The organism is Blattabacterium cuenoti (assembly GCF_014252015.1).
GTDB classification, from domain to species: domain Bacteria; phylum Bacteroidota; class Bacteroidia; order Flavobacteriales; family Blattabacteriaceae; genus Blattabacterium; species Blattabacterium cuenoti_U.
Map to the genome: position 1 here is coordinate 326,355 of NZ_CP059206.1, position 24,351 is coordinate 350,705.

16 protein-coding genes, 1 tRNA gene and 1 pseudogene are annotated in these 24,351 nt (G+C 26.4%); 4 read left to right on the forward strand and 14 right to left on the reverse strand.

Annotation, left to right across the window (positions count from 1 at the left end):
* Positions 1 to 13: 13 nt before the first annotated feature.
* Positions 14 to 1,690, reverse strand: a complete 1,677-nt coding sequence (gene metG, locus H0H50_RS01555; protein WP_185866893.1) for a methionine--tRNA ligase — start codon at positions 1,688 to 1,690, stop codon at positions 14 to 16.
* A gap of 29 nt (positions 1,691 to 1,719) precedes the next feature.
* Here metG and H0H50_RS01560 point away from each other — a divergent pair, with 29 nt between their 5' ends.
* Positions 1,720 to 2,622: a 5'-3' exonuclease gene (locus tag H0H50_RS01560; protein ID WP_185866894.1), complete on the forward strand. Its 903-nt coding sequence runs from the start codon at positions 1,720 to 1,722 to the stop codon at positions 2,620 to 2,622.
* A gap of 15 nt (positions 2,623 to 2,637) precedes the next feature.
* Here H0H50_RS01560 and nadD read toward each other — a convergent pair.
* Positions 2,638 to 3,212, reverse strand: a pseudogene (gene nadD / locus H0H50_RS01565) (nicotinate (nicotinamide) nucleotide adenylyltransferase).
* A gap of 76 nt (positions 3,213 to 3,288) precedes the next feature.
* Positions 3,289 to 4,407 carry a porin gene (locus tag H0H50_RS01570; RefSeq protein ID WP_185866895.1) on the reverse strand — a complete coding sequence of 373 codons (1,119 nt, stop codon included), beginning with the start codon at positions 4,405 to 4,407 and terminating at the stop codon, positions 3,289 to 3,291.
* A 106-nt stretch (positions 4,408 to 4,513) separates the two neighbouring features.
* On the opposite strand from H0H50_RS01570, the gene H0H50_RS01575 reads away from it, so the two are divergent.
* Genes H0H50_RS01575 through ribB form a run of 3 tightly spaced genes read left to right on the forward strand, consistent with a single transcriptional unit; the run spans position 4,514 to position 8,221 of the window.
* The gene (locus H0H50_RS01575; protein WP_185866896.1) at positions 4,514 to 6,400 is read left to right on the forward strand and encodes an FtsK/SpoIIIE family DNA translocase; all 1,887 of its coding nucleotides are present in this window, start codon (positions 4,514 to 4,516) and stop codon (positions 6,398 to 6,400) included.
* Positions 6,401 to 6,408: 8 nt separating this feature from the next.
* Positions 6,409 to 7,569 carry an LptF/LptG family permease gene (locus H0H50_RS01580; protein ID WP_185866897.1) on the forward strand — a complete coding sequence of 387 codons (1,161 nt, stop codon included), beginning with the start codon at positions 6,409 to 6,411 and terminating at the stop codon, positions 7,567 to 7,569.
* Between the two features lie 19 nt (positions 7,570 to 7,588).
* Positions 7,589 to 8,221 (forward strand): 3,4-dihydroxy-2-butanone-4-phosphate synthase, encoded by a 633-nt coding sequence (gene ribB, locus H0H50_RS01585; protein WP_185866898.1) that lies wholly within the window; start codon positions 7,589 to 7,591, stop codon positions 8,219 to 8,221.
* 2 nt (positions 8,222 to 8,223) lie between these two features.
* On the opposite strand, the gene H0H50_RS01590 is transcribed toward ribB, so the two are convergent.
* From H0H50_RS01590 to dnaE, 11 genes are all read right to left on the reverse strand, one after another.
* Positions 8,224 to 8,297: transfer RNA gene (locus tag H0H50_RS01590), tRNA-Asp, on the reverse strand.
* Between the two features lie 9 nt (positions 8,298 to 8,306).
* The gene (gene trxA, locus H0H50_RS01595; RefSeq protein WP_185866899.1) at positions 8,307 to 8,630 is read right to left on the reverse strand and encodes a thioredoxin; all 324 of its coding nucleotides are present in this window, start codon (positions 8,628 to 8,630) and stop codon (positions 8,307 to 8,309) included.
* 57 nt (positions 8,631 to 8,687) lie between these two features.
* Positions 8,688 to 9,767 carry a M20 family metallo-hydrolase gene (locus H0H50_RS01600; protein ID WP_185866900.1) on the reverse strand — a complete coding sequence of 360 codons (1,080 nt, stop codon included), beginning with the start codon at positions 9,765 to 9,767 and terminating at the stop codon, positions 8,688 to 8,690.
* On the reverse strand, positions 9,758 to 10,540 hold the full coding sequence (argB, locus tag H0H50_RS01605) for an acetylglutamate kinase (protein WP_185866901.1): 783 nt from the start codon (positions 10,538 to 10,540) through the stop codon (positions 9,758 to 9,760). Before argB ends, H0H50_RS01600 begins: the two co-directional genes overlap by 10 nt.
* Positions 10,537 to 11,493, reverse strand: a complete 957-nt coding sequence (locus H0H50_RS01610) for a Rossmann-fold NAD(P)-binding domain-containing protein (protein WP_185866902.1) — start codon at positions 11,491 to 11,493, stop codon at positions 10,537 to 10,539. The genes argB and H0H50_RS01610 overlap by 4 nt, the downstream gene beginning before the upstream one ends.
* Positions 11,494 to 11,501: 8 nt before the next feature.
* The gene (gene carB, locus H0H50_RS01615; protein WP_185866903.1) at positions 11,502 to 14,735 is read right to left on the reverse strand and encodes a carbamoyl-phosphate synthase (glutamine-hydrolyzing) large subunit; all 3,234 of its coding nucleotides are present in this window, start codon (positions 14,733 to 14,735) and stop codon (positions 11,502 to 11,504) included.
* 19 nt (positions 14,736 to 14,754) lie between these two features.
* Positions 14,755 to 15,852 carry a glutamine-hydrolyzing carbamoyl-phosphate synthase small subunit gene (carA, locus tag H0H50_RS01620; protein ID WP_185866904.1) on the reverse strand — a complete coding sequence of 366 codons (1,098 nt, stop codon included), beginning with the start codon at positions 15,850 to 15,852 and terminating at the stop codon, positions 14,755 to 14,757.
* Positions 15,842 to 16,993: an aspartate aminotransferase family protein gene (locus tag H0H50_RS01625; RefSeq protein ID WP_185866905.1), complete on the reverse strand. Its 1,152-nt coding sequence runs from the start codon at positions 16,991 to 16,993 to the stop codon at positions 15,842 to 15,844. Before H0H50_RS01625 ends, carA begins: the two co-directional genes overlap by 11 nt.
* Before the next feature lie 3 nt (positions 16,994 to 16,996).
* Positions 16,997 to 17,977, reverse strand: coding sequence for an N-acetyl-gamma-glutamyl-phosphate reductase (gene argC, locus H0H50_RS01630; protein WP_185866906.1), 981 nt, complete (start codon positions 17,975 to 17,977; stop codon positions 16,997 to 16,999).
* Positions 17,970 to 19,754, reverse strand: a complete 1,785-nt coding sequence (locus H0H50_RS01635; RefSeq protein ID WP_185866907.1) for an argininosuccinate synthase domain-containing protein — start codon at positions 19,752 to 19,754, stop codon at positions 17,970 to 17,972. The genes argC and H0H50_RS01635 overlap by 8 nt, the downstream gene beginning before the upstream one ends.
* 188 nt (positions 19,755 to 19,942) lie before the next feature.
* Entirely contained in the window at positions 19,943 to 24,247 is a 4,305-nt protein-coding gene (gene dnaE / locus H0H50_RS01640; RefSeq protein WP_185866908.1) for a DNA polymerase III subunit alpha, read from the reverse strand.
* Positions 24,248 to 24,351 lie beyond the last annotated feature (104 nt).

A 24,351-nucleotide genomic window follows, 5' to 3' on the forward strand; every position in this document is an offset into this window, starting at 1 on the left:
AAGATTATAATCATCATTGTATTTTTTCTAATTTTTTCATCTGTTTTTCAATACTTTCGTTAGTTATTTTTTTAAATAAAAATGTAGTTTTACCTAAAATATGTCCAGGACATAAAATTTCTTCTACATTTTTTATCTGATTCCAAAAAAAAGTTTTCAAACGAAGCATTTCTAACAATTTTTTTGCCGTATGTGGTAAAAAAGGTTCCGATAATTGAGCTAGCATTCCAACAATTTGCATCGATACATAAAGTATGGTGTTGACTCTTTTTTCTTTTTTTTTATTCCAAGGTTCTTCTTCTGTTAAATATTTGTTTCCTAGTCTAGCTAAATCCATAAAACATGCTAAGGATTCTCTAAATTGATAAGATTCAATTAAATTTCCTATATATTCTGGATAATTTTTAATTTTTGTTAAAATGTTTTTTTCCTTTACAGATAACATTCCAGGATCAGGAATAATACCTTTATTGTACTTTTGAATTAAAGTAAGACTTCTATTTACAAAATTTCCTAATATAGCAACCAATTCCGTGTTATTTTTTCTTTGAAAATCTTTCCAATTAAAATTATTATCTTTTTTTTCAGGCATATTAGCTATGAGAATATAACGAAGTGTATCCTGTTGATTTGGAAAATCTTTTAAATATTCATGAACCCATACCCCCCAATTTTTAGAAGTAGATATTTTTTTATTTTCTAAATGAAGAAATTCATTAGCCAATATTTTATCTGGAAGGATATATCCATTATTACATGCTTTAAGTATAACTGGAAAAATAATGCAATGAAAAACAATATTATCTTTTCCTATAAACTGAATTAATTTCGTTTTTTTACCTTTCCAATAAGGTTCCCAATCTATTTTTCTTTGTCTAGCCCACTCTATGGTAGCAGAAATATATCCTATAGGAGCTTCAAACCATACATACATAACTTTACCTTTATCGTTTGGAACGGGGACTCCCCAATTCAAATCTCTTGTTATAGCACGAGGTTTTAATCCTTGATCTAACCAAGATTTTGCTTGTCCGTACACGTTCACTTTCCAATCTTTTTTATGATTAATTAAAATCCATTTTTTCAAGAATTTTTGATATTGATTTAAAGGAAAGTACCAATGTTTAGTTTTTTTCCAAACTGGAAAGCTTCCACTTATAGTAGACTTTGGACATATTAAATCTTCAGGAACTAACGTCGTCCCACAATTTTCACATTGATCTCCATAAGCTTCTTTATTTTTGCAATAGGGACATGTACCAGATATATACCTATCCGCTAAAAATTGTTTAGCTTCTTGATCATAATATTGTTCAGATACTTTTTCAAAAATTTTTTTTTTTTCATGAAGTTTTTTAAAAAAAGAAGTAGAAATTTCGTGATGAATTTTTGTAGAGGTTCTGGAATAATGATCAAACTGTATCCCAAAATTATTAAAACAATCTTTAATCATGTAATGATACTTATTGACTATTTCTTTAGGAGTTTTTTTTTCTTTTTTAGCCTGCATAGCAATAGGCACTCCATGTTCATCCGAACCACATATAAAAATAACATCTGTTTTTTTTCGTCTAAGATAACGAACAAAAACATCTGCAGGCAAATAAACCCCTGCCAAATGTCCTATATGAATTGGTCCATTTGCATAAGGTAAAGCAGCCGTTACTGTGTATTTATTTGATTTTTTCATAATATATTAAAATAAATAAAAATTGATATATGAATAAAAAATTATTTTTAATTGACGCATATCCATTGATTTATCAGAGTTATTATGCTTATAGATATAAACCCCTTTTCACTTCTAAAGGACTTAATACTTCGCCTATCATAAATTTTACATATTTTTTAATGAAGACATTAAATGATGAAAAACCATCTTATATGGCTACTGTTTTTGATGACAATAAAGGATCTTCTTTTAGAAAAAAAGAATATGACAAGTATAAAGCACATAGAAAAAAAACACCGGAAGCTATTTACATGGCTATTCCTTATATTATAAAAATTTTAAAAACCTTTCAAATTTCTTTTTTTTATGCTCCCAACGGATATGAGGCCGATGATTTTATCGGAACAATAGCTAAAGAAGCAGAAAATAAAGGATATATTATTTATATCATCACTTTAGATAAAGATTTTTTTCAATTGATAACAGAAAATATTAAAGTTTATATACCCCCTTTCAAAGGAAAGGCAAAAAGGATTTTGGGAATAGAAGAAATAAAAAAAAAATTTGGGGTAAATCATCCAAAACAAGTTATAGATTTATGGAGTATGATGGGAGATCCTTCTGATAATATTCCAGGATTACCAGGAATTGGAAAAAAAAACGCCACAAAATTTATTAAAAAATATGGAAGTATTGAAAAATTATTAAATTCAACTCATGATCTTAATGGTAAGATTAAAAAAAATATAGAAAAAAATAAAAATTTAGGTCTTTTATCAAAAAAATTAATTACTATTGTTACTAATATTCCTTTTTTTTCTTTTCATGAAGAAAAATTTTATGTAAAAAAACCAGATTGGCATTCCATAAAAAAAATATTCGGAGAACTTGAATTTATAAGATTATTAAAAAAAGCTCATGAATATTTTAAATTTAAAACGAAAGAATAATTTGACTTTTTTAAGTTAGATATAAAATTTATATTTATTAAGATAATTCCAAACTTCTGCATGAAGCATCGGTTTCATGTTTTTTCCTTCTTGAATCGATTTTCTAATAAAAGAAGAAGATATTTCAATAATTGGAGCTTTTAAAAAAATTATGTTATCCTGTTTTTGTTTAAAAATAGGATGAGAAAAAGATCCAATTCTAGGGTAAACCAAAATATCATACTTATTTAAAATAAATTTATAATTTTTCCATTTTCTTAAAGAAGAAAATGAATCTTTTCCCAAAATAATAGAAAATTGATATATAGGATATTTTTTTTCTATCTTGTAAAGTGTATGAATTGTATAAGAAGGAAAATATCCAGATTCAATATCCAAAACACTCATTTTTTCATAATCATAAACAGCCCTTCGAACCATTTCTATTCTATGTCTATAATCTAAAAGATTCTTTTTTTTTTTAATGGATTTTGTGGAGATACCACAAACCAAACAGAATCTATATATAAGAATTCTGTTATATGATTAGCAATAATTGTATGTCCTAAATGAATAGGATTAAATGATCCAAAATAAAGTCCGATTTTCATACTGATCAATAAAATCAAAAAACCAATATAAAAAAAAATATCGAGCCTAGCCTATATCTCGATATTTTATGATTTTTTAAATCATTTTAATACGATAGTTAAATCCTAAAACTATAAAATGATTATTATTATTTTCTTTTTGAATTTTATCTAAACTGTAGTTTATTATTTGGTTTTTATACGAAAAATAAAAACTAATATCATCATTTTTTATGATAGGAAGAAATTCTACTCCTCCATAATAAGTATATACTTTTTTAAGCGATTGATTTACTCCAAAAAAATCATTATTTTTAGAGGTTCCTATTTCATATACTCCTTTAGCAATGAAATTCCATTTTGGAAAAAAGTTATATTTTAATTTGACTAAATAAGTTCCATATTTTATAGAAGCAACATAATAATGATAATCAGGACTCCATGATCGTAAAATTTCTGTTATATTTCTATTTTTTTCTTTATCTTCATCGCTTAATATATAGTCTGCTTCTATGGAAAAAGGTTTCAAATTTAGTTTGCTTCCTAAAGCTAGGAATTTCCAAAATTTTTTCTTCTCATTTTCTTGAAAAAAAGAATAAGACCATCTATTTTGTATAATTTTATTCCAATTCCAATTCCAATTCACAGAATATCCTATAGGATGCTTTATTTCTTCAGGGATCAATATATTTTCTTCCTTTTTTTTTATGCCATTGACTACTTGAAATTGTAACTCATGATCTTTTATAGGAATATAAATAAAACTGAATCCAACAGGATTTTCCTTATATTTGTATACATCCGGATAACGGTATACATGTTCATAGAAACTATTAGCATATTCCATACTTCCAAAAGAGAAAGGTTGTTTTCCAACCAAAAAATAAAGTTTATTGTTCCACTTATATTTTAAATAAGCTAAATCAATTATTTCAGAATTTTCTGTTTTTTTAAACTGTTTTACAAAACGATAACTGATTTTATCATTTGCTTTTCCTATTACTTCTAAATTTAAATTATCTTCAGAAAAACGAGTGCCTTCATAAAATTCTTTATTGACTGTAGAATTAAAACTACTAGAAAGATCTAAAAATATATGAGGATTTTTATCTGTTATCTTTTTTTGTTTTATAATTTCTGCTATTTCTGCAAAGCTATAAAAAGGATAAAAAAAACCTAAAAAGAGAATAAGAAAAATAATTTTTGTTTTTTTCATTTTTTTAATTTTATTATATAATATGATATAATATAATAAAATTTTTCAGTATAAAAATTTTTTTTAAATCAAAACAAATAGTTTATTTTCCATAAATATAAAAAAAATGGACAAAGAAAAAATAAAAAAAAAAGGAAGAAGAAATAAAAAGAAAACTATTCAAACCATTTTTGGATTTTTTTTATTAGGAAATAGTCTTTTTTTATTTTTAAGTTTTTTTTCTTTCCTTTTTCATTGGAAAAATGATCAAAGTCAACTCGAAAAACTTTTTGATAAAGAAATCATAGCAGAAAATTTACTTGGAAAAATGGGAGCTATCGTATCTCACCATTTTATTCATCAGGGAATAGGAATTAGTGCTTTTTTTATTCCTATGATCCTATTTTTCACTGGATTAAAAATTCTTTTTACTAGGAAAAAATTATTAAATAACTTTTACAAATCCATAATATATAAATTGCTATTCTTTAGTGTATGGTTTCCTATTTCTCTTTATACTATTGTTCCTGATAAAGGTATATTAAGTGGGATTTTTGGATTTGAAATAGGGAATTTTTTGATTCATTTATTTGGAAAGGTAGGATTGTATATGCTTATTTTTACGAGTATCATTTTTTACTTTATCATCATTTTTCATATTAGTGCTCCAACTATAGAAAATGACATGAAAAAAAAAATACAAAATATTAACAAAAAAATAGATACAAGATTACAATTTTGTAATTTTTTAAACACACCAATTGTACATATCCCCAAGATAAAGATAGATTCTTCTTTTAGTGAAAAGAAAAATATCCTTCATTCTATTCTAAAGAAGGAAAATTTTTTATCCGTTGACTTGAAAATAGATTTGGAATCTAATAAGAAAAAAATAGTTCAAATACTGAACTATTATAAGATAGAAATATGTGAAATAAAAGCGAGGATAGGACCTACTATTACTTTGTATGAAATATATCCTAAAGTGGGAACACGTATTTCAAAAATCAAGAACTTAAAAAATGAGATTGCCTTAAATTTATCCGCTACATCCATAAGAATTATAGCTCCCATACCTGGAAAAGGATCTATTGGAATAGAAATCCCCAATCATCAGCGTTATCCCGTTTATATGAATGATATTCTTTTTTCAGAAGAAAGTAATAAAAAAAGTCATAAAATGGAGCTTCCTATTTCTTTAGGAAAAACCGTGTTCAATGAGATTTTTATTATAGATTTAGCAAAAATGCCCCATTTACTTATAGCAGGATCAACAGGACAAGGAAAATCCGTAGGATTAAATGTTATGATTATTTTTCTATTGTTTCAAAAAAATCCAAAAGATATTAAGTTTATTTTAATTGACCCAAAAAAAGTAGAATTATCAATATATAAAAATATTTCCAAATCTTATTTTGCTACACTTCCGAATTCTATAGAACCTATCATTACAGATTTACATAAAGTAAAAAATATATTAAATTCTTTATGTAAAGAGATGGATCAAAGATATGCTCTTTTAGAAAAATATAAGGTTAGAAATATTAAAGAATATAATAATGTAAAATATAATAAATGTCATTTACCTTATATTATATTAATTATTGATGAATTTGCTGATTTAAATATTGATAATCAAAAAAAAGAAATAGAAATATATGTAACTCGGTTAGCACAGCTTGCTCGTGCTGTAGGGATTCATTTGATTATAGCAACACAACGTCCATCAGTAGATGTAATTACAGGATTAATAAAATCCAATTTTACTGCAAGAATTGCATTTAGAGTCAGTTCTAAAATAGATTCTAGAACTATATTAGATTGCACAGGTGCTGAACAATTAATAGGAAAAGGAGATCTGTTATTTTCTAATAAAAATGAGTTGATCCGATTACAATGTCCATTCATAGAATTATCAGATCTGAAAAAGATAGTTGATTTTTATAAAAATCAAAATAAAAAAAATGAATACTTTTTTTTGCCAGAACCGGATACGATAAAGATAAATGAATAAAATTAATCATGATAATAAAAAAACTTGATTTATACATGATTCGTTTATTTATAGCTCCTTTTTTAATTATTTATTTTACAATCTTTATCATTTTTATGATTCAATTTTTTTGGAGTCAAATAGATGAACTAACAGGTAAAAACATTAGTGTTTTCATAATATTAAAATTTATATTTTATTTTGGTGTATCTATTATTCCATTAGTAACTCCCATTGTCCTATTATTAACTTCTATTATAATATTTGGTGATCTTTCAGAAAATCAAGAATTGATCGCTATAAAATCTTCTGGAATATCTCTTTTCCGTGTGATGATTCCTATTTTATGGATAACCTTTTTTTTATCCATTGGATTGTATTTATTTTCAGATTTTGCTATTCCGAAAGCAAAAATAAAAGTTAAAAAATTAGGATATCAAATATCGTATACTTATCCATCTTTAAAATTAAAGGAAGGAATTTTTGTAAATATCTTCCCAAATTTTTTCATAAAAATAGATAGAAAATCGAGTAATTACTTATATAATATATTTATTTTTTTTTATGATCAAAATTCATTTGTGAATACGATTCTTTCTCAAAGAGGAGTTTTAATTCCCAATAAAAAGGATGAATCTATTCAATTGAAATTAATGAATGGAATTTTATATAGTGAAAGTTCTAATGAAACTAAAAAAGAACAATACTCTTATCATATTGTAGAGTTTGATACTTTAATTAAAAATTTTAAAATTCCTTCAGGATCAAAAATAAAAAATTTAGATGATTATGATTTTTATCAAACCTTAAATACAAAAAATATCATAAAAAAAATTAATTTTTTCAAGAAAAAAAATTATAAAACAATCAATGTATACGAAAATAAAATATACTTAGCCAAGTTGCAATTAGAATTGCAAAAAAAATTTACATTTCCAGTAACATGTATTATAATGTTTCTTACTGGAGCACCATTAGGTGCTATTATTAGAAAAGGAGGAATAGGTTATCCAACCATGATAGCACTAATTATATTCATCGTTTATTATACTTTAATAACCATAACTCAAAATAAAGTAGAAAAAGCTGAAATATGTCCATGGATAGGAGCTTGGATCCCAAATTTTATTTTTTTTCCAGTAAGTATATGGATGACTTATAAAACTGTCATGGATGATTTTTACATATAATTTAATAAATAAAATAGATATGGTTTTTGATTCTAATCAAAATTTTAATGAAATTGAAGAAGCTATACAGGATATCCAAAATGGAAAAATTATTATTGTGGTTGATGACAAAAATCGTGAAAATGAAGGAGATTTTATAGTATCTGCTGAAAAAATAACTCCTAAAATTGTAAATTTTCTCATTACTCATGGTAGAGGATTAGTTTGCGTTTCCTTAACAGAAGAAAAATGTGATCAATTAGAACTTCAAATGATGGTAAAAAATAACACAGATCCTAGAAAAACTGCATTCACCGTTTCCGTAGATTTACGAGGTTATGGGGTTAGCACTGGTATTTCTGTTTCAGATAGAGCTAAAACTATTGTTTCCCTAGTTCATGAAGTAAAACCAGAAGCGTTCAATAAACCAGGACATATATTTCCTCTTCGCGCAAAAAAAGGAGGAGTTTTAGCAAGACCTGGACATACAGAGGCTGCTATTGACATCACCAGAATGGCAGGATGCATTCCTGGTGGAGTTTTGGTAGAAATACTGAATAAAAATGGATCTATGGCACGTCTACCACAATTGATTCAGATAGCCCAAAAATTTCATATGAAAATTATATCCATAGAAGATCTTATTAAATATAAAAAGAAATACAAAAAATAATGCGGTCTGGACGGGATTTGAACCCGCGACCCCATGCGTGACAGGCATGTATTCTAACCAACTGAACTACCAGACCCAAAAAAAATTATGAAATAATTAAAGCATTTAATTTTTTTCTTATATCTTCTTTAGAAAGAATTCCAATATGGATATCTTTTTTTTCTCCATTTTTAAAAAAAATCATAGTAGGAATACTACGTATGCCATATTTAGAAGAAGTTTTCGGATTATTGTCTACATTTAATTTAAAAACTGACACTTTGGTATGATATTCAGAAAATATTTCTTCTAATAGAACAGATAAAGCTCTACATGGAGCACACCATGGTGCCCAAAAATCTACCATAATAGGTTTTTCCGATTCAGAAATCAACTTTTCAAAAGTTTCATCGTTTATTTCTTGTAACATACTTTTTTTATTTTAAATAAAAAAAAACATAACAAATTTACCTTTTTTGTTTCAAATTCAAAAGTGAAAATCTTTCAATAAACAGATATAAATATCTATTCCCTCCATGATTTCTGAAATCAAAACGTATTCATTAGGCGTATGAGAACGAACGCTATCTCCTACTCCCATTTTAATAGTAGAAAAAGGCATAATACTTTGATCTGAAAGAGTAGGAGATCCATAAGTGTTTCTTCCTATCAATTTAGCCTTTAAAACAATAGGATGCATAGAATTTATGAAAGATGAATTTAAATGTGAAGAACGCGGTTCCATTTTAGAATAAATTTTTCTTTGTATCATATCAATCAGTTCCTCATTCTTATATAATTCATTGGTTCTAACATCTATAACAAAAGAACAAATATCAGGTATAACATTATGTTGTATTCCTCCTTGTATTTGAGTTACATTTAAAGTAGTAAAACCTAATAAATCAGATTTTCTATCAAAAGAAAAATTTCTTAAAAATTCTATATCTCTTATGGCTATATAAATAGCATTTATTCCTGTGTTTCTTGCAGAGTGTCCTGTTTCTCCTTCAGCTATACAATCTAATACTATTAATCCTTTTTCAGCAATAGCTACTTGCATTTGTGTTGGTTCTCCCACAATTCCTAAATCTATAGATCCTAATTCAGATAAAATTGATCTTACACCTAAAGAACCAGATATTTCTTCTTCTGCAGTAATAGAAAGTATTAATCTATAAGATAATTCCGATAAACTACTTAAATATATAAAAGTAGATATCAATGAAACTACAGATGCTCCAGCATCATTACTGCCTAATCCGATTAGTTTATCTTTTTGTTTTATAGCAGTAAAAGGGTCTGTAATCCAATTTTTTCCTGGTTTTACCGTATCATGATGAGAATTTAATAATATGGTTTGTATATCTTCTTTTTCAGAATAATTATTATTTTGAGTCCATATATTATTAAATTTTCTTTTTACATCAAATCCATATTGATGGAGATAATTTTCTATCATAAAAGAGACCTGACTTTCTTGTTTTGATATAGAAGGCGTATTGATGATCTGTATCAGAAGTTGTATAGCTTCTTCCTTTAAAACTTGTAAATTGACTAGAGACATAGTATCGTCTTATTATTAACATCATTTAAATAGTTAGGTAGGCCTATACTAACCTTATGGACTCCATTTTGTAATGCAAAAAAAGCATTCTCTAATTTAGGAATCATCCCTTTTGTTATGGTATGATTTTGTTTTATTTTTTGAAATAAATGAAAATTTATTTCTTTAAAATAAGATTCAGAATCCTGCAAATTTTGTAAAACTCCTTTTTTTTCAAAACAAAAATGTAACTCTACTTTACAATCTTTTTCCTTAGCTAAGGACATAGCTATATAAGCAGCTATTGTATCTGCATTCGTGTTTAGTAAATTTCCTGTTCCATTGTGTGTAATAGAACATAATACAGGAATGATATTATTTTTTAAAAAAAATTTTATTAAATGTGTATTCACGCTTTTTACATTAATATCACCCACATATCCATAATTAATATTTGTTGTTTCACGTAAATATGATTTAATACAATTTCCATCTGCTCCACACAAGCCTAAAGCATTACAATGATAAGATTGTAATATAGCCACAATATTTTTATTGATAATTCCTGCATAAGTCATCACAACTATATCCAAAGTTTCTTTATCTGTTATTCTTCTTCCTTGTATCATTTTTGGTGAAATACCCATTTTTCTTGAAATAAAATCTGCATTTTTTCCTCCCCCATGAATTAATACTTTATATCCTTGTAGTTTACAAAAAGCTTCTAAAGAATCATAAAGAGTCTTACGATCATTAATTAAATGACCTCCAATTTTTACTATATGGATTTTCATGATAAAGATTGTAATAATTTTAGAAAAATTATTTGCGAAGCGTAAACTCTATTTATTGCTTGTTGCAATACAATAGAATATTTACTATCTAAAACCGCATCTTCCACTACTACATTTCTTCTTACAGGCAAACAGTGCATAAATTTAGCTTGATTGGTTAATTTCATTTTACTTTCAGTTATCATCCAATCTGAACTTTTACAAAGTATTTTTCCATAATCTAAATAACTACTCCAATTTTTAGCATAAATAAAATCTGCATTGATAAATGCTTTATTTTGATTATGTGTAATATAAGCTTCATTAGCAAATTTTTTATGTATATTGTATCTTTCTGGACACGTAATAGTGAAATCTATTTGTTCTATTTTTGATATCCACTGAGAAAAAGAATTCGCTACGGAATGAGGTAATGATTTTACATGAGGAGCCCAACTTAATACCACTTTACATCTTTTTTTAAAAAAAGATGTAAATTCTGCAATGGTCATAACATCTGCTAAAGATTGTAAAGGATGCAAAGTAGCACTTTCCATATTAACTACTGGAACTATGGAATAATTTAATATTTTATTAAAAACAATTTCTTGATAATCATAATCTTTATCTGAAAGATTCGGAAAAGTTCTTACTGCAAGAATATCACAGTACATATTCATTACAGAAATAGCTTCTTTAAGATGTTCTTGTGTGAAATTCATGACACTTCCATCATTCATTTCTATTGTCCAAGAATCCTTATGGATATCTAATACCCAAGTATTACATCCTAAGTTAAAAGCTGCTTTTTGACAACTAATTCTTGTACGTAAACTAGGATTAAAAAAAACTAATCCTATTGTTTTATTTTTTCCAATATGTTGAAAATCATATGGATTCTTTTTCAAAAGAAGAGCATCTTTAATGAGATCATGTACATCGATAACATCTTCTACGCTAAAAAATTTTTTCATAAACTTATTTATAATTCATATTCATCCCAAGCTTTTATAAATAATTGATCTATAGATAAATTACAAAATGCTTGTATAAAAGCTTTTGCTAAGCGCGTATTAGTCAGTAGAGGGATATTAAAATCTACGGCATAACGTCTGATAGCATAATCATTATCCAATTCTGATTTACTTAAATTCTTTGGAATATTAATAATAAGATCCAATTTTCTATTTTTGATTAACTCAAGAACATTTGAATATTTTTTAACATTAGGCCAATAAACTTTTATTGAGGGGATTCCATTATGGGATAAAAAACTATTGGTTCCTTCTGTAGCAAACAATATATACCCTTTTTTATGCAAAAGCCTTACAACTTCTAAAAGATCTAATTTAGATTCAATAGGACCTCCAGATATCAATATATTTTTTTTTGGAACGGTGTAACCTACAGAAAGCATAGATTTTAAAAGTGCTTCATCAAAAGTATTCCCTAAACATCCCACTTCTCCTGTGGAAGCCATATCTACGCCCAAAATAGGATCTGCATCTTGTAAACGGGAAAATGAAAATTGAGAAGCTTTTATCCCCAAAAAATTTGTAATAAAAAAATTAGGTTCTATTTTATTTTTATTCTTTCCGAGAATAACTTGAGTCGCTAATTCAATCATATTAAAATGAGATACTTTTGATACAAAAGGAAAACTTCTGGAAGCTCTCAAATTGCATTCAATTACTTTTACTTCATTATTTTTAGATAAAAACTGAATATTGAAAGGTCCAGATATATTAAAATATTTGGATATTTTTTCAGATATACGAATAATTTCTTTTAATGTAGATAAATATAAATTATGGGGAGGATACACCAATGTTGCATCTCCTGAATGTACTCCTGCAAATTCTACGTGTTCTGATATAGCATAATACAAAATTTCTCCATTTTGAGAAACAGCATCCAATTCAATTTCTTTTGCATTTCTAATAAATTCTGTAATAATTAATGGATATTCAGAAGATATAGATCCTTTTTCACGTAGATAATGTTGTAGCTCTTCTTGATTAGAAATAACATTCATATCTGCACCAGAAAGAACATAAGAAGGTCTAACCAATATGGGAAAATCCACTTCTTTTATAAATTGATAAATAGCATCAAAATCGGACAATTCTTTCCATTTAGGTTGTCTAATTTTTAAATAATCCATAGCATTAGAAAATTTATATCTATTCTCTACTTTATCTATGGAAACAGGAGAAGTCCCTAAAATTTTTACCTTTTTTTCATAAAGTTTTAAAACTAAGTTATTGGGTATTTGTCCTCCCATAGATACAATTGTTCCTTTAGGTTTTTCTAATTCAATAATATCTAATACACGTTCTAAAGTAAGCTCTTCAAAATACAATCTATCACATACATCAAAATCAGTGCTGACAGTTTCCGGATTATAATTTATCATTATAGATCTATAAGATTCTTTATGAATCGTATTTAATGCATTAACACAACACCAATCAAATTCGACACTACTACCAATCCTATAAACACCAGATCCTAATGTTATGACAGATTTTTCATCTTTTTCGTAAATAATATCATGTTGAATTGCGTGATAAGTTAAATACAAATAATTTGTATATGCTGGATATTCAGAAGCTAAAGTATCAATTTGTCTCACATATGGAAGGATATTTTTTACTTTTCTATATTCTCTGATTTCTTGTTCTAAATTAGAAATATTGTGATTTCTATTTTTTTTAAAAAAAATACTAGCTATTTGTATATCAGAAAAACCTTCTTTTTTAGCTTTTCGTAACAATTCTTCCGGTACATTTTTCCAATTATCAAATTGATCTATCTTTTTTTTTGTTTGAAAAATATTATCAAGTTGATATAAAAACCATGGATCAATTTTTGTTAAATGATGTATTTCTTTTATAGAAAAACCTTCTTCTAAAGCCTCTTCTAAAAAGAAAATTCTTTGATCTGTAGGTTTCTTTAGATATTCTTTCAGCAATCGAGCAGATTTGGATTTTTTATTATCAATAATATTAATAAATCCTTGCTTTCCTATATCTAACATACGAATTCCTTTTTGCAAGGCTTCTTCAAAAGAACCTCCAATAGCCATAACTTCTCCTACACTTTTCATACTACTTCCAATTCTATTAGAAACACCATAGAATTTCTTTAGATCCCATCTAGGAATTTTACATACTACATAATCTAATGCAGGTTCAAAAAAGGCAGAAGTATTTTTAGTTACAGAATTTTTCAATTCGTGCAATCCATATCCTAAAGATAATTTTGCAGCAACAAAAGCTAAAGGATAACCTGTAGCTTTAGAAGCAAGAGCACTAGAACGAGAAAGACGTGCATTTACTTCAATAACACGATAATCTTCTGAACTAGTATCTAACGCAAATTGAACGTTACATTCTCCTACTATAAGAAAATCTCTAGCTATATGTATTGCTAATTTTCTTAAATTATAATATTCAGAATTTGTTAAGGTTTGCGATGGAGCTACAACAATACTTTCTCCTGTGTGAATTCCTATAGGATCAAAGTTTTCCATATTACATACAGCAATGCAATTATCATATTGATCTCTAACTATTTCATATTCAATTTCTTTCCATCCTTCTAAATATTCTTCTACAACAATTTGAGATGAGTAAGAAAAAGCTTTATTTACTATTTTCTTCAAATCATTAACATTTTTAGCCAAACCACTTCCTAAACCTCCAAGGGTATAAGCTGATCTAATAATAATAGGAAACCCTATTTCTAAAGAATAGGAAATTGCATCATCCATAGAATGGACTACAAAACTTTTTGCCGTTTTTATGTTAATATGAGTTAATCTATTTTTAAATAAGTTTCTATCTTCACTGTGAATAATAGATTCTATAGGTGTTCCTAAAACTTGAATTTTATATTTTTCTATAATCCCTTCTTGAAAAAGCTGAATTCCGCAATTTAATGCAGTCTGTCCTCCAAAAGACAATAAAATTCCTTTTGGTTTTTCCTTATCTATAACACGTTTAATAAAAAATAAAGTCAAAGGAAGAAAATAAACTTTATCAGCAATTTCTTTAGAAGTCTGAACTGTGGCAATATTCGGATTGATCAATATAGTATAAATTCCCTCCTCTTTAAGAGCTTTTAATGCTTGTGTTCCAGAATAATCAAATTCACCAGCTTCTCCTATTTTTAATGCACCTGATCCCAGGATGAGTACTTTATCTATTTTCATACTAATTTTGTAAGATTCTTTAATTATTTATTTTTTTAATTGAATCTATAAAAAGATCGAACAAAAATTCGGTATCTTTAGGTCCACTTGAAGCTTCTGGATGAAACTGCACCGAGAAAAAAGGTTTATAATTATGTATGATCCCTTCACAAGTATCATCATTTAAATTTTTAAAAAATATTTTCCATTCTCTGGAAATATTTTTTGCATCTAAAACGTATCCATGATTTTGTGATGTAATAAAACTTTTTCCTGTTTTTAATGACAAGACTGGTTGATTATGACTCCTATGTGCATATTTCAATTTATAAGTATCTCCTCCTGCCGCTATACCCAAAAGTTGATTTCCCAAACATATGCCAAATATAGGTTGTTTTTTTTTCATAGCTATACGAAGATAATGTATAGGCTTTTCATAAATTTTAGGATTTCCAGGGCCATTAGAAAGAACCAATCCATCATATTCTTCTTTCGTAAAATCGTAATTCCATGGTACTCTTATAATAGAACAATCTCTTCGTAATAAACAACGTAATATATTATTTTTTAACCCAAAATCTACAAGTAATATTTTGTGTTTTCCATTTCCATATATAATTTTTTTTTGTATCGATACTTTTTCAGAAAGATTATCCTGATTCGGATCATAAAAAGGCAAATCTTCACTTTCCATTAAAATTTTACCTAACATGGATCCTCCATTTTGTCTAAGTTTTTTTGCAATAAATCTAGTATCTAAACCATATAATCCTGGAATTTCATTTTGATACAACCAATTCGATAAGGTTTGATTCATATTCCAATGATACGGACGATTAGAATAATAAGAAATAATAAGACCGGATACTTGAATTCTATCTGATTCATAGAATTCATAAATAGATTCTTCACTGAAAGAAGAAGATGGAATTCCATAATTTCCTATTATGGGATATGTATAAGTTAGTATTTGACCTTTATAAGAGGGATCTGTTATACTTTCTGTATAACCGGTCATAGCTGTATTAAATACAACTTCTCCGGATGAGGATTTTGGAGCACCAAAATGATAAGCTTCATATCTAGTTCCGTCTTCCAATACAAGTATCGCTTTTTTCCCTTTTTTATTATTTTCCATTTTTTAGATACATTAAAGCTTTCTTTAATTTTTTCAGGAATAATTTTATATGATTTTCATTAATATTTAATGGAGGAAGTAATCGTAAAACATATGGATTATTAGATGTACCAACAAATACTTTCTCTTTATAAATTAAAATGTTTTTTAAATCCTGAATAGGAAAATCAAATTCTAATCCTAGCATAAGTCCTCTTCCCCTGATTTTTTTAATTTCAGGAAAAATACGTAATTTTTGTAACAATATTTTTCCCATTTTTTTTGCATTTTCAATTAAATTTTCTTTTTGAATAATTTCTAATACAGCAATACCAGCAGTGCAAGCTAAATGATTCCCCCCGAAAGTTGTCCCCAACATACCATAATATGGTTTAAATTTAGGATGTATAAGTACTCCTCCTATAGGAAATCCATTCCCCATACCTTTAGCTACAGTAATTAAATCTGGTTTTACAGAATACAATTGGTGAGAAAAAAAAGATCCTGTTCTTCCATATCCACTTTGTACCTCATCTACAATTAATACTGTATCATATTTTTTGCAAAAACTTTCAACTTTATAAAAAAAATCTAAACCGGGATCTATAATTCCAGATACACCTTGTATTCCTTCAGTAATTATAGCACAAATATCTTTATTTTTTAATTTCTCTTCTAGAGAATCAAAATCTTGATAATCTATGAATATAGTTTCATGTTGAGTATTCACATTAAAAGGAGATATCAATTTATAGTTATCCGTTACCGATAGACTTCCACTTGTTCTTCCATGAAAAGAACCTTTAAAAGCAATTACTTTACTCTTTCCTGTATGAAAAGATGCTATTTTCAATGCATTTTCATTAGATTCTGAACCTGAATTACATATAAACAATGAATAATCTTCATATCCAGAAATATTTCCAAGTAAATGAGCTAATTTATTTTTTTGATAAATATAAACGCTATTAGAATAATAGGATATTTTATCAATTTGTTCTTTCAGAGCTTGAACATAATATGGATGCGTATGTCCAATAGAAATCACGGCATGTCCTCCATAAAAATCTAAATACATATTTCCTTGTACATCAAAAACATAAGATTCTTTACTCTTACTTAATTCTATATCTAGAATAGGATAAACGTCAAATAATTTCATTTTTTAGAAACGAACGGATTTTAATTTTAAACCACAAGTTTCATCCAAATCAAACATAAGATTCATGTTTTGTATAGCTTGACCAGAAGCTCCTTTTATGAGATTATCTATGATGCTTATAACAATCAGTTGATTTTTCTCTTTAATAAGATATAAAATACATTTATTAGTATTAACAACTTGTTTAATATCAATATTAAGATCGGAAATCTTTACAAATGGATGATCTTTATAAAATTCTTCATACATTTCTTTATTTCTTTCCAAAGAAAGAATAGAATGAGTATATGAAGTAGTTATAATTCCTCTAGAAAAATTACCTCTGTAAGGTACGAAATAAATTTTAGAATAAAAATTGTTTTGTACTTGATGAATGATTTGTTCAATTTCCTGCAAATGTTGATGTTGAAAAATTTTATAAGCAGAAATATTATTATTTCTCCAACTAAAATGATTAGTGTCACTCAGTCTTCTTCCAGATCCTGTAGAACCTGTTATAGCACTAATATGAATATCTTTTTTTAATAATTTATTTTTAGCCAATGGGAGAATTGCCAAAAGAATAGCTGTGGCAAAGCATCCAGGATTAGCTATATTATCCGATTTATTTATTCTTTCTTTTTGCAATTCTGGTAATCCATATACAAAATTTCTATTATTAAAAACGGATTGATTCTTGATTCTGAAATCTTGACTTAAATCAATCACTTTTATATTTTCTGATATATTATTCAATTCTTTTCTAGATTGTCCATGTCCAGAACAAAGAAATGCAATATCTATTTCTTTACTTAAATCACGAGTAAACTTTATATTTTCTATTTCACCTTCTCCTAATAAATCTTGATGAATCAAATGAATGAATTCTCCTGGATGACTTTTACTAACTATATTTTTAATTATTGTTTTTGGATGATGAATGATTAATCTAATCAATTCTCCAGCAGTATATCCAGTTCCTCCTATAATCCCTATTTCAATCATTATTCTTTTTGTTTAAATTGTGATACATTTTCATTTGATTGCTTAAAATTTTTGTAAAACCCTTAACATCTTCTGCTGTCCAAGCATAATTCATTTCTCCATATTGAGCCATACTAGAATTAGAAGATGTCATTAAATCAAATTTAGATTTGATCCCTACTAAATGAAATCTGTAAGGATAAAGAATGATATATACAGTTCCGGTTAATCTTTCTTGTGTACTTTTTAAAAACTTTTCTATGTCACGCATGACAGGATCTAAATATTGAGCTTCATGAAGTAACATGCCATACCAATTGGACAATTGTTCTTTCCAATACAGTTGCCATTTTGTAAGAATATGTTTTTCTAATAAATGATGAGCTTTTATAATAATAATAGCAGCTGAAGCTTCGAATGCTACTCTTCCTTTAATCCCCAAAATAGTGTCTCCTATATGAATTCCTCTTCCTATAGCAAATTCTGAAGCTATCTTTTCAATTTTGATTATATTTTTTACAGCTTTTCCTTTTTCTTTATTAACACTTACTAATTCACCCTTTTCAAACTCTAACTCTAAATTCTCACTTTTTTTTCTACTTAATTTTGTTGGATAAGCCTTTTCCGGAAAATCATGATAAGAAGTAAGGGTTTCTTTTCCTCCTATACTAGTTCCCCAAATTCCTTTATTGATAGAATATTTAGCTTGATTCCAACAAATAGAAACCCCTTTATTTTTCAAATATTCAATTTCTTCTTTTCTAGATACTTTCATATCTCTTATAGGAGATAAAGTTATTTTTTCTGGACAAATAATTTGAAAAGCTATATCAAATCTAATTTGATCATTTCCAGCTCCCGTACTTCCATGTGCAATTGCTTTTGCTTGAATATATGTGGCATATTGTGCTATTTTAATAGCCTGAAAAATTCTTTCGGAACTTACTGAAAGTGGATAAGTATTATTCTTAAGAACATTTCCAAATATAAGATATTTTATACAATTTTGATAGTATTCTTCTATAGCATCAATAGTTTTGTGCGAATTAGATCCAATACTTAAAGCTCTTTCTTCAATTTGGTCTAATTCATTTTTATTAAAACCTCCTGTATTAATAATAACTGTATGAACTTCATAGTTTTTCTGTATTAAATATTTTAAACAATAAGAAGTGTCTAAACCCCCACTATAAGCTAAAACAATTTTATCTCCAATAGATAGATAATTTTTATCTTTTTTGTATTTATAGCTATGATTATTATTATTACCTGTATTCGGATTATATAAAAGACCTGTACATAAACACATTTTTCTTTGGTTTCTGGTTAAAATATCAAAATTTGCACAACTTTGGCATCCTTTCCAAAATTCCTCGGATTGAGTTAATTCACTAAAAGCAACAGGCTTAAAACCCAACTCTGTATTAATTTTAATAACTGGATTACTTGTTGTAATACTAAAAATTTTAGAATTTGGAAATTTTTTTCTAGAAAGTTTGAAAATTTCAATTTTAATAATTTTAGCTAATCCTTGTTTTCTAAATTCTGGAAAAACAATTAAACCGGAATTAACAACATATTTTTCATTCTGAAAAGTTTCAAGATAACTAAACCCCGCTAATTCTTCATCACAAAAAGCAATTACCGCATCTCCATGAATCATTTTTAATTTAATATATTCTGGATCTTTTTTGGCTATTCCAGTTCCCCTTATTTTTGCTGATTCCTGAATTTTTTTACAAATTAAGAAAGCATATCTTGTATCCTTTTCATGAGATACTCTAACTTTTATTTTCATTTTTATAAGAAACCACTAAAAACTAAGATAAAAAATAAATGCATTGTACCGATTGTATTGGTAGGAAAGTAGTAAGTAGTATGAATAATGCTTCATATATTTTGCTTTTCTGTGCTCAAATACAAATTTAATAAAGTCTTTTTAATTAATTTAATTTCAGTATTTATAGTTTTTAATCTTAAGAAGTTCTAGTTTAAACAAAAATCTAATCCTTTTATTTCTTCCAGTTTTTTTAAAAAATTTGAATTAATATTAATTTCATATTTTATAGATTCAAAATTTAAAAAAATTTTATCTACTTTATCATAAAGAACTATATTTAATTTTTTATTTCCTATTTGTTGAGAAAAAAGTTTTTCTATATTTCTAATAAATATGTTATTCAAATTATTTATGTTTATTTTTATTGTCAATTTATGTACCAATTTTTTTAGAACATTTTGTAAATATTCTATATATAAAATATTTATTTTATATTTTTGATATTTTGATTTATCAATAGAAATACATAGATATAACGGATTATTGTGAATTAAAAGAGGCTCATATTTCAAATATTGTTGTCCATAAATTCTGAATTCCTTAGATGAATTATAATCTTCTAATAAAAAAACTCCATATTTTATTCCATTTTTTATATATGTTTTTTTTTCTATTTTGGATAAAATTCCACATACATATATTTTCTTTCCTATAAGTAGAGATTCCTTCTTGTTTAATTGTTCTAAAGATATATTCGTAAAATATTTCATTTCATAATAAAAATCATCTAAAGGATGTGCAGAAGTATAAATACCTAACACCTCTTTTTCTCTGGATAATTTATATATATTATTCCATAAATCACATCTTATAATGATAGGTTTTTCTACTTTATTTTTTGTTTTTTGTAACTTAGATCCAAATCTAATAATTTTTTCTAAAGTGCTTAATTTATCATCAGATTCAATATGAAAATATTGTTCTCTAGAAATATGGAAACTGTCTAAAGATCCGGATAAAATTAAACTTTCTAAAGTTTTTTTATTCACTATACGTAAATCTATTCTTTTAACCAAATTAAAAATAGAAGTATATGGTCCATTTTTTTCTCTTTCTTGAAGAATAATTTTAACAGCATTTTTTCCAACTCCTTTTATTCCGGCTAAACCAAACTGAATACGATTGTAATCAGTTACTTTAAAAAAAGAATCACTTTCATTTATATCCGGACTAATTACAGATATATTCATTTTTTTACATTCTTCTATGAAAAAAGTAAGCTGTTTAATATTATGCATATTATTACTTAATACAGAAGCCATATATTCACATGGAAAATGTGTTTTTAAATAAGCAGTTTGAAAAGCTATATAAGCATAACATGTAGCATGAGATTTATTAAAAGCATAACAAGAAAAATATTCCCAATCTTTCCATATTTTCTCTAAAATGTTTTTAGAATAACCTTTATTGATAGCTTGATTAATAAAAAAATATCTCATTTTATTGAGTCTTTCTTTTTGTTTTTTACCCATAGCTATTCTAAGAATATCAGCATATCCTTTACTAAAACCAGCTATTTTTTGAGCTATTAGCATGACTTGTTCTTGATATATTGTTATCCCATAAGTTTCTTTTAAAAATTCTTCCATCTCTGGTAAATCATAAGTAATGGCTTCTTTTCCATGTTTTCTGGATATAAAATTAGGAATATATTGCAAAGGACCAGGTCTATACAATGCTGTCATTGCTATTAAATCATCAAATTTATCAGGTTTTAGTTGACGCAAATATTTTTGCATCCCTGTAGATTCATATTGAAAAACGGCTATAGTTTCTCCTTTTTGAAAAAGATGATAAGTTTCCTTATCTTCTAAAGGAAATGTCTCTTCCGTAAGACTAATATTTTGATGTCTTTTTTTTATAAGGTTCATTGCTTCTTTAATAATAGTAAGTGTTTTTAATCCCAGAAAATCCATTTTTAATAATCCAGCACATTCTACCACATGATTATCAAATTGCGTAAGCAATAAATTTGATTCTTTTGATACAGATACAGGAATATATTCTTGAATATCATATGGACAGATGATGATTCCACAAGCGTGTACCCCAGTACTTCTTATAGTTCCTTCTAAAATTTCTGCTTGTTGTAAAACTTTGCCCTCCAATGTATTTTTATTTTCCGCAATTTTTATCAATTTTTGAATGTTATTCTTTTCTTCTTGATTGATCTTTTCTATCACATTTTTTTTAGATAAAATTGTTTTTAATGAAAGCATATTAGGTACCATTTTGGCAATTCTATCTGTTTCTTTTAGAGATAAATTTAATACACGTCCAATATCTCTAATGGATGATTTAGCTCCCATGGTTGCATAGGTTATAATTTGAGCTACTTGATGTTTTCCATATTTTTTAACGACCCATTCAATAATTTTTTCACGTCCTCTATCATCAAAATCAATATCAATATCTGGTAAAGAGATCCTATCAGGATTTAAGAATCGTTCAAAAAGCAAACGATATTTCATTGGATCTATATTGGTTATTTCTATACAATAAGCCACAATAGATCCAGCAGCTGATCCTCTTCCAGGTCCCACTGAAATATTCATTTTTCTAGCTTGAGAAATGAAATTATGAACGATGAGAAAATAACCAGGATAGCCAATTTTTTCTATTGTTTTTAATTCAAAAAGAATTCTTTCTTGAATTTCTTGGGTAATATTTTGATAACGTTTTTTGGCTCCATCAAAAGTTATTTTTTTTAAAAAACGATTTTCTCCTCTATTTCCTCCATCTATTTTGTCTATAGGATCTTCAAATGATTTTGGAATTTGAAATTTTGGAAGCAATATTTTATGCGAAATATGATAAGATTCAATTTTATTAACCAATTCTTCTAAAAAATCAAAAGATTCTGGAAGATCAAAGAAAATATCTTTCATTTCTTCTGTACTTTTAAAATAAAATTCATGATTAGGAAAACCAAACCTATAACCTCTTCCTTTTCCTATAGGGGTTAACTGTTTCACTCCATTTTTTATACAAAGTAAAATATCATGAGCATTTGCTTCTTTTTTATCTAAATAGAAAGTATTGTTTTGTATAATATATTTTACATGATATTTTTTAGAAAATTTAAGTAATATATTATTTACATAATCTTCTGCTTCTAGACCATGACGCAATAATTCTATATAAAAATCATCTCCAAAAAGATCTTTCCACCATAAAAAAACTCTCTCCGCTTTTCTTTCTCCATAATTTAAAATAGTATATGGAATTTCTGCATTTAAATCTCCAGTAAGAGCAATCAGATTTTCCTTATGTTTTTCTATTAACTTTTTTCCGATTCTAGGAATTCCAGCATAGAAACCTTCTGTAAAACCTAATGAACAAAGTTTTGCTAAATTATGATAACCTTTTTTATTCTTGGATAAAAAAACTTGTTGATATCGTTTATCCGGTTCTTCTTTAGTAAATTTATTTTGCAAATAATTATCTGAAATAAAAACTTCACAACCTATAATTCCTTTGATTGATTTTTTTGGATAATATTTTTTATTTATAGAATGAATAGCATCTAAAAAATGAAAAGAACCCATCATGTTTCCATAATCGGTGATACCAACAGCTGGCATATTTAAATGTATAGCTCTTTCTACTAAAGATTGAATGTTTATAGTTGAATAAAGAATAGAAAAATAGGTATGATTATGAATATGAGAATACTTTTTTTTTTTTAATTTTTCCTTATTTTCGAAATAAATTTTTTCTTTTTTTTCTTCATTTTCACTCCCTTTTTCTAAATCTATTTTTAAATCTAAAAAAGAATGATCATCCTTAAATAAAACTATAGAATAAGGAATTTTTGTACAATATTTACTTCTGAATTCTAATATAATGTCTTTTTTTACCCCTATATCTTCATGTGATATTATTCCGATACGTAATAGTTCTAAAAAAGAACGTGCGGTAGCTTTTACATCATTTGCTGCATTATGCAAATTTTTAATTTCTTCTTCAAAAAGTTTTTTATACAATTCAGATAACGTAGGCCATTTAAATCTTTTTCCACTTCCTGATAATTTGCAATAAGAAACAGAAATCTCTTTAGTATCCAATATTTTTTTATTTTTAAAGGAAATTTCTTTTTTTTTTCTAAAAAATTCACATTCAATAACTTTAATATCAAATTCTAAATTATGTCCAATTAAGCATTGAGATTTATCAAGAGTTTTTTTAAACTCATGAAGAACAAAATTTAAATCAACTCCATATTTTTCAGCTTTTTCATTAGTTATTCCATGAATTTTAAAAGCATTAAAAGGAATATCATAATGATCCGGTTTTACAATGAAATTTTTGAATTCTATTAAATCACCTATTACATCATGACTTTGCCATGAAATTTGCACTATTCTTGGCCAATTATCTACATGAGTAATTGGTAAATTATAGGAAATAGGCAATCCTGTTGTTTCGGTATCAACAATGAGGTACATTTTATTTGAATTAGTAGAAAAAGTTACTGAAAAATTATTAGTTTTGTATTACCTGTTTTTTTTATTAATAAAATAAACAAACGAGAACACTAAAACTGCTATGT